This window comes from Aerococcus tenax (assembly GCF_003286645.3).
In the GTDB taxonomy this organism is placed as follows: Bacteria; Bacillota; Bacilli; order Lactobacillales; family Aerococcaceae; genus Aerococcus; species Aerococcus tenax.
In genome coordinates this window covers 2,048,001-2,063,253 of record NZ_CP127382.2, presented here as the reverse complement: position 1 = coordinate 2,063,253, position 15,253 = coordinate 2,048,001, and the positions used below count along the sequence as shown (strand labels likewise).

General features: G+C 45.7%; 11 protein-coding genes. 9 read left to right on the top strand and 2 right to left on the bottom strand.

The genetic code is table 11. The features are described 5' to 3' along the window. The first annotated feature begins 26 nt into the window (after positions 1–26). Together DBT50_RS09475 and DBT50_RS09470 are read left to right on the top strand one after the other, a co-directional pair. Positions 27–1,823 carry a heavy metal translocating P-type ATPase gene (locus DBT50_RS09475; protein WP_111852443.1) on the top strand — a complete coding sequence of 599 codons (1,797 nt, stop codon included), beginning with the start codon at positions 27–29 and terminating at the stop codon, positions 1,821–1,823. A gap of 196 nt (positions 1,824–2,019) precedes the next feature. Further along, positions 2,020–3,549 (top strand): IS1182 family transposase, encoded by a 1,530-nt coding sequence (locus tag DBT50_RS09470; protein ID WP_285935969.1) that lies wholly within the window; start codon positions 2,020–2,022, stop codon positions 3,547–3,549. 646 nt (positions 3,550–4,195) lie between these two features. Here DBT50_RS09470 and DBT50_RS09465 read toward each other — a convergent pair. After that, the gene (locus DBT50_RS09465) at positions 4,196–5,518 is read right to left on the bottom strand and encodes an HlyC/CorC family transporter (RefSeq protein ID WP_111853435.1); all 1,323 of its coding nucleotides are present in this window, start codon (positions 5,516–5,518) and stop codon (positions 4,196–4,198) included. A gap of 434 nt (positions 5,519–5,952) precedes the next feature. On the opposite strand from DBT50_RS09465, the gene DBT50_RS09460 reads away from it, so the two are divergent. The 7 genes from DBT50_RS09460 (at position 5,953) to mnmG (ending at position 13,640) form a co-directional block, all read left to right on the top strand. Then, positions 5,953–6,684 (top strand): energy-coupling factor ABC transporter permease, encoded by a 732-nt coding sequence (locus DBT50_RS09460; protein ID WP_064293030.1) that lies wholly within the window; start codon positions 5,953–5,955, stop codon positions 6,682–6,684. Beyond that, a complete protein-coding gene (locus DBT50_RS09455) occupies positions 6,685–6,972 on the top strand; it encodes an energy-coupling factor ABC transporter substrate-binding protein (protein WP_064293029.1) in 288 nt (95 codons plus the stop codon). Between the two features lie 89 nt (positions 6,973–7,061). After that, the gene (gene cbiQ, locus DBT50_RS09450) at positions 7,062–7,739 is read left to right on the top strand and encodes a cobalt ECF transporter T component CbiQ (RefSeq protein WP_111852311.1); all 678 of its coding nucleotides are present in this window, start codon (positions 7,062–7,064) and stop codon (positions 7,737–7,739) included. 81 nt (positions 7,740–7,820) lie between these two features. Next, positions 7,821–8,561, top strand: a complete 741-nt coding sequence (locus DBT50_RS09445; RefSeq protein WP_111852310.1) for an energy-coupling factor ABC transporter ATP-binding protein — start codon at positions 7,821–7,823, stop codon at positions 8,559–8,561. Between the two features lie 189 nt (positions 8,562–8,750). Next, positions 8,751–10,139, top strand: a complete 1,389-nt coding sequence (gene mnmE / locus DBT50_RS09440; RefSeq protein ID WP_111852309.1) for a tRNA uridine-5-carboxymethylaminomethyl(34) synthesis GTPase MnmE — start codon at positions 8,751–8,753, stop codon at positions 10,137–10,139. Positions 10,140–10,518: 379 nt separating this feature from the next. Further along, a complete protein-coding gene (locus DBT50_RS09435; RefSeq protein ID WP_111852308.1) occupies positions 10,519–11,508 on the top strand; it encodes a helix-turn-helix domain-containing protein in 990 nt (329 codons plus the stop codon). Between the two features lie 227 nt (positions 11,509–11,735). Further along, positions 11,736–13,640 carry a tRNA uridine-5-carboxymethylaminomethyl(34) synthesis enzyme MnmG gene (gene mnmG / locus DBT50_RS09430; RefSeq protein WP_111852307.1) on the top strand — a complete coding sequence of 635 codons (1,905 nt, stop codon included), beginning with the start codon at positions 11,736–11,738 and terminating at the stop codon, positions 13,638–13,640. Positions 13,641–13,749: 109 nt separating this feature from the next. Here the strand turns inward: mnmG and DBT50_RS09425 are convergent, their stop codons facing one another. Then, on the bottom strand, positions 13,750–15,252 hold the full coding sequence (locus DBT50_RS09425; RefSeq protein WP_111852306.1) for an ABC transporter ATP-binding protein: 1,503 nt from the start codon (positions 15,250–15,252) through the stop codon (positions 13,750–13,752). Between the last annotated feature and the right edge of the window lies 1 nt (position 15,253).

The window sequence follows — 15,253 nt, the reverse complement described above, 5'->3', positions numbered from 1 at the left end:
AAGATGATTAACAAGGAGGAAGAAAAATGACTGATTTTCAACAGTTCATCGTGACCTTAGTCACTGGGGCAGTCGCTCTCTGTCTACAATTTCTCATGGGCCAGGAAGCTATGGCCTTTTGGCTGATTGCCATTTGGGGGATTATCATGGCCCTCATTTTGGCTAAGGACATGATCGAAACTCTAAAGGATGGCTACTATGGGGTGGATATCCTAGCCATTACCGCTATCCTAGCCACTCTAGCCGTGGGGGAACATTGGGCCAGTTTAATGATCCTAGTGATGATGACTGGGGGAGAATCCCTGGAAGCCTATGCTACCCAACAAGCCAGTCGGGAACTGGAAGCCTTACTGGAACACTCCCCCCAATTTGCCCACCGAATTAATGCCGACGGTTCGGTAGATTCTGTTCCGGTGGATGAGATTCAAGTTGGCGACCAAGTTAGAGTCCGTCCTAATGAATTGGTGCCCGTGGACGGAGTCATTGTCCAAGGGGAGACCTTTGTCGATGAATCGTCCTTGACCGGAGAATCCAAACCCGTGGAAAAAGGCGTGGGCGATGAACTCATGTCAGGGTCTATTAATGGGGAAGCTAGCTTGACCTTTGAAGTGAAAAAGGCGGCTAAGGATAGCCAGTACCAACGTTTAGTGGCCCTGGTGGAGAATTCTAAGGAAGAGCCCGCTCCCTTTGTCCGCCTGGCTGACCGTTATGCGGTGCCCTTTACCATTATTGCCTATGCCATTGCCTTTATTGCTTGGTTTGTCTCCAAAGACCCGGTTCGCTTTGCTGAAGTCCTGGTGGTGGCGTCACCTTGTCCCTTGATTATTGCTGCTCCGGTGGCTATTGTGGGTGGGATGAGTAATTCTAGCCGCAATGGGATTGTCATGAAATCAGGCACCAGCTTGGAAAAACTCGACCAAGTTAAAACCGCGGCCTTTGATAAAACCGGAACCATTACCCAGGGGTCTTTAGCTGTTGATGATATCGAAGTCCAAGCAGGCTTTGAGGCGGATCATATTCTCCACTATGCAGCCAGTGCCGAACAATCCTCGACCCACGTTTTGGCCCGGTCCTTAGTGGATGCAGCTCATGACAAGGGCTTAGACCTCAGTCCCGTTAACCACTTAGAAGAAGTGACCGCTGCTGGGGTCCAAGGCCAAGTGGATGGCAAGGAAGTCAAGGTGGGTAAGGCAGGCTTTGTCGGAGCTGAAAAGATTACTGACGGCAAGACCAATGTCTATGTGGCCATTGACGGCGCTTATGCGGGTCGGATTACCTTTAACGACCAAATCCGTCCCGAAGCCCCAGCCACCATCCATGAATTGGAAAGCTTGGATTTCAAGCGGATTATTATGCTGACCGGTGATGATGAAAACATTGCCCAAAGAATTGCCCACAGTGCCGGCATTGAAGAAGTTCATGCTAATCTCCTGCCTGAAGATAAGATTAACTTGCTCAAAGACCTAAGAGAAGAGTCTCGTCCGGTCATGATGGTGGGGGACGGGGTCAATGATGCCCCAGCCTTAACTGTTGCCGATATCGGGATTGCCATGGGGGCCCACGGATCAACCGCAGCCAGTGAATCGGCCGATGCAGTGATCTTGAAAGATGACCTCTCCAAGGTGGCCCAAGCGGTGAAGATTGCTAAGCACACTCTGAAAGTGGCTAAACAAGCAGTGGTCTTTGGGATTGTAACCTCAATTATCTTAATGCTAATTGCTTCGACTGGTGTTATCCCGGCCTTACTCGGAGCCATACTCCAAGAAGTCATGGACCTCATGGCCATCTTCTACGCCCTAAGAGCCAGAATGCAAGTGAAATAGAGAGTGCGACAAGCGCACCAGAAGGCAAGACCACTGGAAGAAAAGGGCGTAAGAGGCTGGGACAAAAGCCTCGAAATAAAAAGGGATAAGAAGTTAGCTTTCACTAATTTCTTATCCCTTTTACTTAAAATTAGGTATAAAAAAAGCACCCTGCTATAATATTAGTAACCACACTAAAGATTAAGGGGTGCTTCTTGTGTACATACAATATAACATGAATCAAACAACACTTCCACTAGAATTATCTGCATGTATCGATCCAGATCATATTGTATTTTCAATCTATAATTTTATTGAATCTCTGGATGAAAAACATTTTGAAAGCTTCAGTACCCAGGACGGACGTCCTGCCTATCATCCAAAACCTTTAATTATGGCGCTTTTATATGCTTATAGTAAAGGCGTATTTAGTGGAAGAAAAATAGAAGAATTAATGGTTGAAAATATACCCATGCAGTGGCTAGTCGCTCAACAAGTTATTAGCTATCGAACGATTAATCGCTTCCGTTCCTCAGAAAATTGTAGATGTTTATTAGAAAATTTATTCGTTGAGTTTACCACTCAGTTAAAGTTAGAGAAATTAATTCATTTAGAAAATTGCTTTATAGATGGAACTAAAATTGAAGCGAATGCCAATAAATATTCTTTTGTTTGGAAAAAGGCAACTGAAAAATATGCAGAGCAATTAAAAGTGACTTCACGTGAATATTACTTTAATGAAATTCAACCGATGGTTGATGCTGGCATCCAATATGATGAAAATTTAGATCTAGAAGAAAATATGCTTCAAGAGATATCTAAAGTTCTTAAGGATGAAATCGATAAACTCACTGAAGATATTGAGGAAACTCCTGTAAAAGGGCCAGATCAACGTAAACAAGAACGTCGTCGTTTGAAAAAACATTACCGTAAAGTGAGTAAAGATTTTCTACCCCGCAAACAAAAGTATGCCAAACAGTTTGAAACATTTAACGGAAGAAACAGCTATTCAAAAACAGATCCTGATGCTACGTTCATGCGAATGAAAGATGATCATATGATGAATGGGCAATTGAAAGCGGGATACAATATCCAAGTAGCGACTGAAAACCAGTTTGTCCTTCATTATGATATTTTCCACAATCCGACGGACACGCGGACTTTACAACCCTTTGTTGAAAGTTTTCCTAATTTCCCGAAATGCATTATAGCTGATGCTGGTTATGGTAGCGAAGAAAACCTTACTTATTTAGATAACCATAAAATTAACCATTTGATTAAATATAATCGGTTTGATAAAGAGCAGAAAAAGAAACATAAAAAATCAGCTAAAAATATGGATAATTGGAGTTACGATAAGCAAAGTAATACTTTTACACATCCTGACGGCACGGTTTATTTCTTTAGTCATCTCCAAAAACGAAAAAATAAAATGAGTGGTTATATTTCTGAAATTCAGGTTTATAAGCCTTTGGACCCAAAAAATGCGCCGCAAAAGGCGCTTTACTATAATAAAAACTATCAGGAATTAAAGAATATAGAAACACAGAAGCTTTTATCTGAAGAAGGATCTAAGCTCTTTTCCAAACGGAAAATTGACGTTGAACCAGTTTTTGGCCAGATAAAGGCTATTTTAGGGTTCACTCGATTTAACCTCAGAGGGAAAACAAGGGTTAAAACTGATGTTGGATTGGCCTTCATGGCCAATAATTTGAAAAAATATAGCAAAATAAAAGCAATAAAATAAGAGAATCTACAAATCACGCTTAAGTAATTTGTAGATTCTCTTTTAGTTTTAGAGTTCGCAGACTTTTGTCCCAGACTCGTCGCCCTTTTCTGAAGTGGACGCTTGCCTTGCGCTTGGAACAGGTTTGGTAAGGATGTGAGGAAGGATCAGTGAGGGAGATTCCTTGGAAGAAAAGATGATAAGATCAGAAATAAGGATGTGAGGACGCCGTCAGAGACTTGAATTGCTGGAGGAAAATACCAAAAGCACAGCACGACTGTGCGTTGGAATTTTCTGAAGCAACTTCAAGGCTGGCGTTCGAACTCAACTTGCTGGTCGTTCAACTTTTCTGAAAGGACATCCCCTCCCCCTTCCGAACTCAACTAAGTAAAGAGTGCGACAGTCACAACAAAGGACGAAATCGCTGTAAAAAAGATAAGAAAAAGAGCTAGTCGCTTAACCTGGCCTCAACTTGGGCCTTGGCAGCGAACTAGCTCTTTTTGATTTTAGGCAATAAAAAAGACGCGTTCAGGCGTCTTTTGTTCTAGTCTTTCTATAATGGGAGGAGAAAGATAGAAATAATGTATCTATTTACTACGCTTTTATAGTAAAGGATAATTGTGAAGAACTTGTGAACAAACTGGGAAGAAACTAACAAATCTCTTAATTATTCTTCTTTGTCGTGGTCACTTTCTTCATATTGAGCGGCTTGGCCAACGACTTCATCTTCGGGGAGGCGTTTGGCATCTAACTTGCCAACTCTTTGTTTGTCCTCTTCAACCACTTCAAAGACCCAGGCCCCGACCGCAAAGTGGTCGCCGAGTTCCGGCAGCTTACCCAGGTAGTGGGTAGCAAAACCGTTAATGGTGTGGTAGAGGTTAGCTTCTTTGAGCGGGAGTTGGAGGAGGGGTTGGCTTTTTTCAATGGCACAACCGCCGCTGAAGACATAGTGTTGACCGGCTTCGATGGTTTCAATATCTTGGGTGACCACATCGTCCTCGTCCCAAATCTCACCGACCAATTCTTCTAAGACGTCTTCCATGGTGACGATCCCTATCATGCCGCCGTGTTCATCGCGGACCACGGCCATATGAATTTGTTTGGCTTGCATTTGCCGCAAGAGGGTGGCCAGTTTCATATTTTGTGGGATGGAAAAGGTATCCAGTAGCAGACTGTTTAAGAGAATCTTTTTCTCAGGATGTTTGAATTTTTCCCGTAAATAGCGGTTGAAGTCGCGTTCGTGGAGGACACCGAGGACATTGTCGATGTCTTCTTCATAGACTAAGAGCCGGGAATAGGGTTGGTTTTCAAAGATCGCTTCAATTTCTTGGTCACTGTCCGACACATCGATGGCTTCAACATCGATCCGTGGGGTAATGATGGCGGAGACTTCTCGGTCATCGAAGCGGATAGCGGCCTTGACTAAACGTTGTTCGTCATGTTCAATACTACCGCCGACCCGGGCTTCATCCACCATGGACAGCAATTCTTCTTCACTAATGCCTTCTTGGGCTTCCAAGGGAAAGAAGTGTTGGACCATTTTTTGCCATTGGTTAACTAACCAGACGAGGGGCTTGAAGAGCCACATGATAGCCCGTAGGTAGGGGGTTGAGAACTTGGCAAAGGGTTCAGGGACAATCTTGGCGATCAGTTTGGGGGTGATTTCTGAGAAGAGCAAGAGGGTCACTGTGGTAAAGACCGTGGCAATGGTGGCGCCGTATTCAGGAATCAACTCCATAAAGATCACTGTCGCAATGGAAGAAGCAGCAATATTAACGAAGTTATTACCGATTAAAATCGTCGATAATAAGGAATCAAATTGATTTTGTAGGTCTAGGGCCTGTTTAGCGCGGTCGTCCCCCAATTCCGCTTCATTCTGTAAACGAATCGAAGAAGCTGAGGTGAAGGCCGTTTCTGATGATGAGAAGTAGGCCGATAAGATTACACAAACAAAAAAGATGATAATGCTGACAAGAAAACTGTCATCCATAGATGAAATTCCTCCTAAATTTTATTACTTCTATCATAGCACAAAGCCTGTCCTTGTCCTATCAATAGCCTAGAAGAATTCTAAAAAATGAACCGGTTAGAAGGTTGCTTTATTTTAAGAGAACATAAAGTTTATTTGTCTTTAGAATCCTTCTAATCTTGTGAAAAATATTGCAAGTAGCCTAGATCTGGGGTATAATTTTCGCGTAGCTACAAGATCTTGGGTAAGGCAGTGACTTCGCCGAGCCACATTGCGTAAAGAAAATAAGTTCAGGACTAGTTTCATGAGTGACCATTGCTGGGAGGATGACCAGCACCTTTCACAAGGACTTGGGGGTCAAGGCTTTTGCGACTAGTCCGCTTATTTCTGACCTTTTTTCCCATGGGGGTTGTTATTGTTAGGCATTTTAGTGTATCAAAAAGGAGAAATTTTTAATGCATTTATCTAAAAGTCAAGCCCTAAAGTTATTTCTAGCGGCTTTCTTGTTTTTATTAGTGGCCTTTTCTGAACCAGCCCACGCCATGCACATTATGGAGGGTTATTTGCCACTGAAATGGGTAATCATTTGGTTTGCGATTTTCATTCCCTTCTTCTGCTATGGGGTTTACCAAATTAAGGAAAGCGTCAAAAAGGATAGTAAAAATAAGGTCTTATTAGCCCTCAGTGGTGCCTTTATCTTTATCCTATCTTCCTTAAAAATTCCATCCGTGACTGGGTCAACCTCCCATCCTACGGGTGTCGGTGTGGGGACCTATTTATTTGGTCCTGGGGTGATTAGCGTTTTAGGGACGATCTGCCTCTTATTCCAAGCCCTCTTCCTAGCTCACGGTGGTTTAACCACACTGGGTGCCAATGCTTTCTCGATGGCGGTTGTCGGACCATTTGTTGGTTATGCCGTTTACCGTTTAGGCGAAAAAATCAACCTACCAAGTAGTGTCAATATTTTCCTCTGTGCAGCCTTAGCTGACTTGGCCACCTATATGACCACCTCCTTCCAATTGGCTCTGGCTCACCCTGACCCTGCCTTAGGGATCTTTGCGGCAGCTATGAAATTTATGGGGGTCTTTATGATTACCCAAATTCCTCTAGCTATTGTTGAAGGGCTACTTTCCGTGGTAATGGTGAATATGATCAACGACACCGTCTTGAAAGAGGTGAAGAAATAGATGAAAAAGAAAAATTTATTACTCATCTTATTAGCCCTATTAATTATGTTTATCCCCTTGTTTACCATTGATGGTGAATACGAAGGTTCCGATGGTGGGGCTGAAGAATTGATTGGGGAATTAGACGAATCCTATACCCCTTGGTTTGAACCCATCTTTGAACCGGCTTCCGGTGAAATTGAAAGCTTACTCTTTACCTTACAAGGTAGTATTGGGACCGGGATTATTTGTGGGATCGTTGGATACTATTTAGGTAAGAACAAGGGCTTAGACCAAGGTAAAAAATAAACCAGTTAAGTGTATTCTCAATAAAGAAGCTGAGGTTCTGTGCCCAGCTTCTTTTAAAAAGCAAATGATTAGTGAAAAGGTGTGATGTTATGGGGATTGATCGTTATACTTATCAATCCAAGTGGGCCAAGAAGTCCGGCAAGTTTAAATTTGTCTTTTGGCTCTTGGGAATTCTAGTGGCCTTTTCGGGCTGGAATAGCTTAGAAGTGGTTTATACCCTTTTGATTATGGCCCTCACCCTCTACCTGGTACCGATTAGATTTCGCACTTATTTAAACCTATACATTGGTCCGGTTTTGTTTCTGGCCTTTTCTAGCCTAGCCTTGTTGGTGTCTGTTAGCCAAGAGCCTGCCCTTTTCTCCTGGTCGCTACCCTTAGGGGATTATTACCTGGGGCTGTTAAGTGGTCAGCTTTCCTATACTCTGACCCTAATCATTAGAGCACTGACGGCGATCACGGTGACTTTTTTCTTTACCTTGACCACGCCTTTAAAGCAGATCTTACAATTGATGAAGCAAGCCCATATCCCCTATGTGGTGATTGAACTGGTCCTTTTGATGTATCGCTTTATCTTTGTCCTCTTAGATGATGTAGTGGTGGTCTACCAGGCCCAAAATTTGCGCTATGGCTACTCCCACCCTAGAGTGTCTATCCATTCTTTGGCCTTACTGGCTAAGGTAGTCTTAGAGCGATCTTTGTATCGATTTACGGAAATGACTGACACCTTAGATTTGAAACTCTACCAGGATGAATTTTACCTGGATTAGTTTAATCTACTAAAATGGGGCTAAAAATGGCTAGGGTATAAGGATTTGTAGGCTTACAAAATAATAAGTGAGGAAGAAATTATGTTAAGTGTCAAACACCTATCTTTTGCCTACCAAGGGCATACTGTATTTGAAGATATTTCCTATGATTTTTCCAAGGGCCAGGTGATCGGTCTGATGGGGGCTAATGGGACCGGAAAGACCACCCTGATGCGGATCCTAACTGGTCTGATTCCGGTGGAGAAAGGGATGGTGCTCTTCCAAGGCCAACCCCTCTCCTATAAGAAGAAGGACCTCTACCAACTTCGTCAAGCGGTCAATATGGTCTTTCAAGACCCTAACCAACAACTCTTCTATCCCACGGTTCAAGACGATGTGGCCTTTGCCCTCCATAATTTAAAGCGCGACCCGGTTGAAATTAAAGACCGAGTGGCGAGTGCCCTCAAGGCCCTGGCAATCGATCACTTGGCCAGCCGTCCCATTCAAACCTTGTCCTATGGGCAAAAGAAACGGGTAGCCCTGGCGGGGATTTTGGTGATTCAACCGGCCATGATTCTCTTGGATGAACCGACTGTGGGGCTAGACCCAGCAGGGGTCAAGGACCTGACTAAAATCATTCAAGATTTGGTTAAGGAAGGCCACCGTTTCTTGATCTCAAGCCATGATATGGCCTTTCTCTACCAGCTCTGTGACCAATACTTGGCCATCGCTGACAAGGGTATCGTAGTTCAAGGGGACAGTGAGGCGGTCTTTAAGTCCGAAGCCTTTATGGAAAGCATTGGCCTAGAACTTCCTTGGCAAGTTCGACTGCTAGACGAGTAAGGACGACTATCGGAGGCAGAAATTGGACGCTAATAGTTTACTTTTAGGTCCAAAGCCCTTATAATGCTGGTGTAGTTATTAAGAAAATAAATTATTCAGACAGTCAAAGTGTCGTTTCTGCAAGCAAAAACTAGGCAGAAAAGGCACTTTTTTATTGAATTTAAACATGTTTTGAAGAGGAGTAATGCCATGTTTACTGAAGGTTTTGATACCATTGCTGCGATTTCAACGGCACCGGGGGAAGGCGCGATTGGAATTGTGCGCTTGTCCGGGGACCAAGCCCTAGCTATTGCCGATACCGTCTACCAAATGGGTACCAAGCAATTGGCCAACCAGGATTCCCATACCATCCACTATGGCCATATTGTTGATCCCCAAAGCGAGCAAGAAATGGATGAGGTCATGGTTACAGTCCTGCGTGCGCCTAAGACCTATACCCGCGAAGATATTGTGGAAATTAACTGCCATGGGGGGATGGTAGCTACTGACCGGATCCTGCAGTTGGTCTTACGAGAAGGAGCCCGACTTGCGGAACCGGGTGAATTTACCAAGCGGGCCTTTCTCAACGGTCGGATTGATTTGACCCAAGCAGAAGCGGTCCAAGACATGATCCGCTCCAAGACAGACCGGTCCATGGACCAAGCCATGAAGCAATTAGACGGAAAATTGTCGACCAAGATTTCAACCTTAAGGGACAAGATTTCCGATGCCATGGTCCAAGTGGAGGTCAATATTGACTATCCGGAATACGAAGAAGAGGAAATGACCCTAGAACTCTTAGACCAAACCGCTGATGCTATTCAAGCTGAATTGCAAAACTTACTGCAAACCGCCAAGCAAGGCAAGATCCTCCGTGATGGGATCGAAACCGCCATTATTGGCCGGCCTAATGTGGGCAAATCCAGTCTCTTGAACCACCTCTTACGTGAAGATAAGGCTATTGTGACCGATATTGAAGGGACCACCCGGGACACCATTGAAGAATATGTCAACTTACGGGGGGTGCCTTTGAAGTTGGTGGATACGGCGGGAATTCGTGATACTGAAGATGTGGTCGAAAAGATTGGGGTAGAACGCAGTCGCAAGGCCATGGAAGAAGCCGACCTGGTGCTCTTAATCCTCAACCAAAGCGAAGCCTTAACGGATATGGACCGGGAACTCTTAACCATGACCAAGGACTCCACCCGGATTATCCTCCTCAATAAGACCGACTTGGATCCAGCCTTGAGCTTTGACGACCTGGCTGACTATGCTGGTCAGGAAGAGATCATCAAAACCTCGATTACTCAAGACCAAGGGGTGGATGACTTGGAAGAAAGAATTTCTCAGCTCTTCTTCTCGGGGCGAACAGGCGACCGGGATGCTACTTATGTGTCCAACACTCGCCATATTGACCTCCTCCAAAAGGCCAGCCAAGCCATTGGGGAAGCTAAGGCGGCCATTGGTATGGGGACTCCCGTTGATTTGATCCAAATCGACTTTAACCGGGCCTTTGAATTTCTCGGTGAAATCACCGGCGAAAATGCACCGGATGAATTGATTACCAAACTCTTTAGCCAATTCTGCTTAGGAAAGTAGTCTATACACACTTTCTAAAATATTTGAATAGCTATTATCAAGCAGAGAACCCCTACTTTGATTTATCGAAGTGAAAGTAGGGGATTTTTATGGCTAAATTTGCTTTCAAGACTTGCTCTAATTCTTAGCAAGTAAGATTTTAAAGCGCAAGAAATACTCATCAAGACTCTTTGCTAAAAAATTTTTATTTAATGTTTTCACTCTCATCCAGCTTAAAAAGCTTGATTTGACGGGCTTGCAACTCCTGGTTGCGTCAATGATCCGGACTGGTGCTAGCTGCCCCCAGGCAAATCACCTATAATTAAGACAAAGAAAGGGGTAGGCGTCGACCGCTTTCAATAATAAATAATGGATCTTTCATTGAAAGGAAGTGGTTGGCATGATTTTAGCTGACAAGATTTTATATTTAAGAAAACAGGCGGGCTGGTCTCAAGAAGAACTGGCCCAACAATTAAATGTTTCCCGGCAATCGATTTCTAAATGGGAGCGGGCCGAAGCCATTCCTGATTTAGAGAAAATATTGGACCTGGCTCGGATTTTTGGGGTAACTACTGATTACCTGATTAAAGACGAAATAGACCAGGTGGACTATAGTGATGGTGACGATGCCCCGGTGGACGCAGTCGCCCTTCCCAAATTATCGGTTGAGGAGGCCAATGCTTTTATCGCTGCCCGCTTTAAAGGGGCCCATAAGTTGGCACTCGGGGTCTTTCTCTGTATCCTAGCCGGGATTCCCGTCACCGTGATGGGGATTTTGAGTGAAGGCCAGGGCTGGTTTTATGTTCAAGGGCAAATTTCCATTCTTGGGGTCTCTTTGACTTTGGCCATTGTCGCCATTGCCGTAGCCCTGTTTGTAAAGAATAGTCAAGTCTTAAAGGCCTACCAATTCATTTGTGAAGGTCAATTCACCCCGGCTTATGGGGTCAGTGGCCTGGCTAGCGAAGGACTTAAACGTTACCAAGCCGCCTACCAGCGGGGCTTAATATTAGGCATTATGCTCTGTATCTTGGCGGCCATCCCGCTCTTATGGGGATCGATTAGGGAAGAAAATACTGCCCTCGCCCTGGGCTTTGGTCTGACTATTCTCATCGTGGCATTGGGCGTTTACCAGCTGGTCAAGGTGATTAGTCGCAGAAACACCTTCCGCTACCTCTTGCAAGATGAGGAATTGATCGAAAGTACTGGAGACCGGGAAGTGGACGCTAAAATTGACCGCTATATGGAAATTTATTGGCCCTTGGTCCTGGCCCTCTACCTGGGTTATAGTTTCTGGACTGAGGACTGGGGCCGGTCCTGGATCATCTTCCCAGTAGCTGGAATGCTCAGTGTAGTTCTAGAAAACCTATTGGGAATTGTCTTGAAAGATTAAATAAGCCTTAATTTCCCCCTTCCCCTATTTTACAAATACCACTTTTCCTGCTATAATCTGTCAGGAAATTAAATAATTAGACAGTCAAAGTGTCTATCCGTCCTGTTTTAGGGGGCGGAGTGGACACTTTTTTAGTGCTTATAAAGTGACTACTGCCTAGTTAAGGAAAATGGATACCACTAGCAGAAGATAAGAAGAACGACTTGATTGAGGAAGGAAGAGGATGAATGCAAACTTTTGAAGCGGGAAGTTATGATGTCATTGTGGTCGGCGCGGGCCACGCGGGCTGTGAAGCGGCCTTAGCCAGCGCCCGGATGGGGATGGAAACCCTATTGATGACCATTGATGTGAATATGGTGGCCTTTATGCCATGTAATCCTTCGATCGGAGGACCAGCCAAGGGGGTTGTGGTCAGAGAAATCGATGCCCTGGGTGGCGAAATGGGTAAGAATATTGATAAGACCTACATTCAAATGCGGATGCTAAACACCGGTAAGGGACCAGCTGTTCGCGCCTTGCGGGCCCAAGCAGACAAGGAAGCCTATGCCCGGGAAATGCGCCGGACCGTGGAAAGACAGGAAGGCTTGACCCTCCGCCAAGGCATTGTCGATGACCTGGTGGTAGAAGATGGGGTCTGCCGGGGTGTGATTACCCAAACTGGGGCTCTCTACCGGTCTAAGGCGACGATTCTGACCATGGGAACCAGTGCCCGGGGAGAAATTATTATCGGCGAACTCAAATATTCTGCCGGTCCGAATAACTCTCAACCGGCCCTCCATTTAACCAAAAATCTGGCCGAAAAATATGGCTTCGACATTACCCGCTTTAAGACTGGTACCCCGCCTCGGGTTGATAAGAAGACCGTCGACTTCTCTAAGATGGAAGTCCAACCTGGCAGTGAAGCAGCCAACCACTTTAGTTTTATGACTCCGGATGAAGATTATTTACCCGTGAGTGAACAAGTGCCTTGCCATTTAACCTTCACCAACAGTAAGACCCATGACCTGATCCGAGCTAACTTGGACCGGGCGCCGATGTTTACCGGGATTGTTGAAGGAGTCGGGGCTCGTTATTGTCCTTCCATTGAAGACAAGATTGTCCGCTTTGCGGATAAGCCCAAACACCAACTTTTCTTGGAACCAGAAGGCCGGGACAATGAGGAAATCTACCTGCAAGGCTTGTCAACCTCCCTGCCTGAAGATGTCCAAATCGAAATGGTTCATTCCATTACTGGCATGGAAAAGGCCCAAATCATCCGCGATGGTTATGCCATTGAGTATGATGTGGTCCGTCCTAGCCAGTTAAAGGCTACCTTTGAAACCAAGAAGATTGAAAACCTCTATACCGCTGGGCAAACCAATGGGACTTCTGGTTATGAAGAAGCGGCCGGTCAAGGGCTCTATGCCGGGATTAACGCCGTTTTAAAAATCCAAGGCAAGGAAGCCTTTATCCTGGGCCGTGATGAAGCTTACATTGGTGTCTTAGTGGATGACTTGGTCACCAAGGGAACGACCGAGCCTTACCGCCTCTTGACTTCTCGGGCCGAATATCGTCTCCTGCTCCGCCACGATAATGCTGACTGGCGCCTGACGGAGAAGGGCTATGAAATGGGTTTGGTGACTGAAGACCGCTACCAAGCCTTTAAGGCCCACCAAGCGGCAGTCAATGAAGAATTGGACCGCTTGGAACATACCCGTCTGAAACCGACTGATGAACTCCAAGACTATCTAGAATCTAAGGGGTCTGCTCGCTTGAAAGACGGTATCCTGGCTTCTGAACTCTTACGCCGGCCGGAACTTTCAATTGAGGATATCTTGAAATTTGCTCCTGGCGATAAAGACTTGGGCCATAAGGTCTACGAAGAAGTGGCCATTGCCATTAAGTATGCCGGCTACATTGAAAAGGCTCAAAAACAAGTCAAACGCCTGCGGAAAATGGAAGGCAAGTTGATCCCAGAAGATATTGACTACAGTCAAATCGAAGGCCTAGCTACAGAGGCTAAAGACCGCCTATCCACCATTGAACCCCGGACCCTGGCCCAAGCCAGCCGGGTATCTGGAGTCAACCCTGCTGATGTGTCTATCCTAGCGGTTTACTTGGAAAGTCACCCAAATCAAAAGAGCGAGGCTTAGTTTGCCTTTAGCTAGTAACAAGACAGGTAAAGAACTATAAAATAAAACATCCCTCTTCGTCCGGGCTAATTAGTCTGGATGGGGAGGGATGTTTTTTGTTGATTTCATTTTACAGTTGACTGAGTCGCCCGGCTTGGATCTGGTAGATGCGTTGGCAGAGGATCTTCACCATGGCTAGGTCATGGGAAATAAAGAGCATGGCGAAGTCTTGGTCCTTTTGCAGGTCCTTGAGCAGGTCAATCAGCTCTAGGGCGATCTCCCAGTCTAAGGCAGAGAGAATTTCATCAGCGATGATGACGTCGGGTTGGGCCAGGAGAATCCGTAAAATCGCAAAACGTTGACCTTGTCCGCCTGACAGCTGTTTGGGCGACTTGGTCATGAGGTTCTGGTCAAGTTTGAGCCGCTGGGCCAGTTCCTTTAACTTGGCCTCAAAAGCTTCCTGAGAAGGATACTTGGCTTTGATCGAGGGGATCTGATAGATTTCCCTTAAATTCTCCCCCATCCGGTAATGGGAGTCAAAGGCCTGGTAGGGGTTTTGAAAGATCATTTGGATGGCTTGGAAATCGCCTAGAGACTGACCTTCTAAGGTTCGACCCTTAAAAATAATCTCTCCTTGACTTTGAGGATAGAGACCAGTCAGTAACTTTGCCAGGCTGGACTTGCCTGAACCGGATTCGCCCACCAAGCCGACAAATTCCCCGGGATAGAGGTCTAGGTTGACTTCTTGGAGGACCGGCTTGTCTGCGCCGGGATAGTGGAGGCTAAGACCCTGAGTTTTTAAGACCGGTGCTTGGCCTTGGGGCATTTGGCTAACAAAGTCCTGACTGGCCGCTTTCCGGTAGGCCACGCTCTCCACCAAGCGTTGGGTAGTGGGCGCTTGGGGACGCTTGAAGATGGCTTGGGCGCTGTTGGTCTCAATATCTTGACCCTGGTCAATAATGACCAAGCGGTTGCAGAGTTGGCTAACCAGTTCTAAGTTATGACTGATAAAGAGCACCGCAATGTTTTCTGCTTGGCTCACCGACTTGATCAAGTCGATAAAAGTTTCTTGGTTGACCTGGTCCAAGGCGGTAGTGGGTTCATCAGCCAGAATCAGCCGGGGTTTCTGTAAGAGGGCCATGGCAATGACAATCCGCTGCTTCATCCCCCCTGACAGTTGGGCCGGTTTGCTGGCTAGGACCTGGTCAGCATGATGGAGGTTGACTTGCTTTAAGACCCGGTCAAAGACAGCCGGGTAGTCGGCTTTGTCGACTTGGGATTGAAATTGTTTCATGATTAGTTCCAACTGAAAGCCAATATCATAGTGGGGGTTGAGACTGTCGAGGGCCTCTTGTTGAATAACTGCAATTTCCTGGGGCAAGGCTTGTTGGCGGTCTTTAGGCGACAGGTCAACAATGTCACCCAAGCCTTGGTAGTAGATGTGACCCTTGACCTGGACTTGGTCTTGGAAGTTCATGATGGCCTTAACGGTAAGACTCTTACCGGCGCCAGAAGGGCCTACTAGTCCTAATCGTTCACCGGGATAGACATCAAGGGACAGGTCCTTGACATAAGTTTGCCCTTGGATGGCCACTTGAAGGGCTTTAATGCTTAATAGGGGTTTTGAATCCATG

Excerpts from the sequence above, each read along its gene's own strand:
- DBT50_RS09455 (WP_064293029.1), top strand. The coding sequence starts at position 6,685 with ATGAAAAAGAAAAATTTATTACTCATCTTATTAGCCCTATTAATTATG.
- mnmE (WP_111852309.1), top strand. The coding sequence starts at position 8,751 with ATGTTTACTGAAGGTTTTGATACCATTGCTGCGATTTCAACGGCACCG.
- DBT50_RS09475 (WP_111852443.1), top strand. The coding sequence starts at position 27 with ATGACTGATTTTCAACAGTTCATCGTGACCTTAGTCACTGGGGCAGTC.
- DBT50_RS09465 (WP_111853435.1), bottom strand. The coding sequence starts at position 5,518 with ATGGATGACAGTTTTCTTGTCAGCATTATCATCTTTTTTGTTTGTGTA.
- DBT50_RS09425 (WP_111852306.1), bottom strand. The coding sequence starts at position 15,252 with ATGGATTCAAAACCCCTATTAAGCATTAAAGCCCTTCAAGTGGCCATC.
- mnmG (WP_111852307.1), top strand. The coding sequence starts at position 11,736 with ATGCAAACTTTTGAAGCGGGAAGTTATGATGTCATTGTGGTCGGCGCG.
- DBT50_RS09435 (WP_111852308.1), top strand. The coding sequence starts at position 10,519 with ATGATTTTAGCTGACAAGATTTTATATTTAAGAAAACAGGCGGGCTGG.
- DBT50_RS09445 (WP_111852310.1), top strand. The coding sequence starts at position 7,821 with ATGTTAAGTGTCAAACACCTATCTTTTGCCTACCAAGGGCATACTGTA.
- DBT50_RS09460 (WP_064293030.1), top strand. The coding sequence starts at position 5,953 with ATGCATTTATCTAAAAGTCAAGCCCTAAAGTTATTTCTAGCGGCTTTC.
- cbiQ (WP_111852311.1), top strand. The coding sequence starts at position 7,062 with ATGGGGATTGATCGTTATACTTATCAATCCAAGTGGGCCAAGAAGTCC.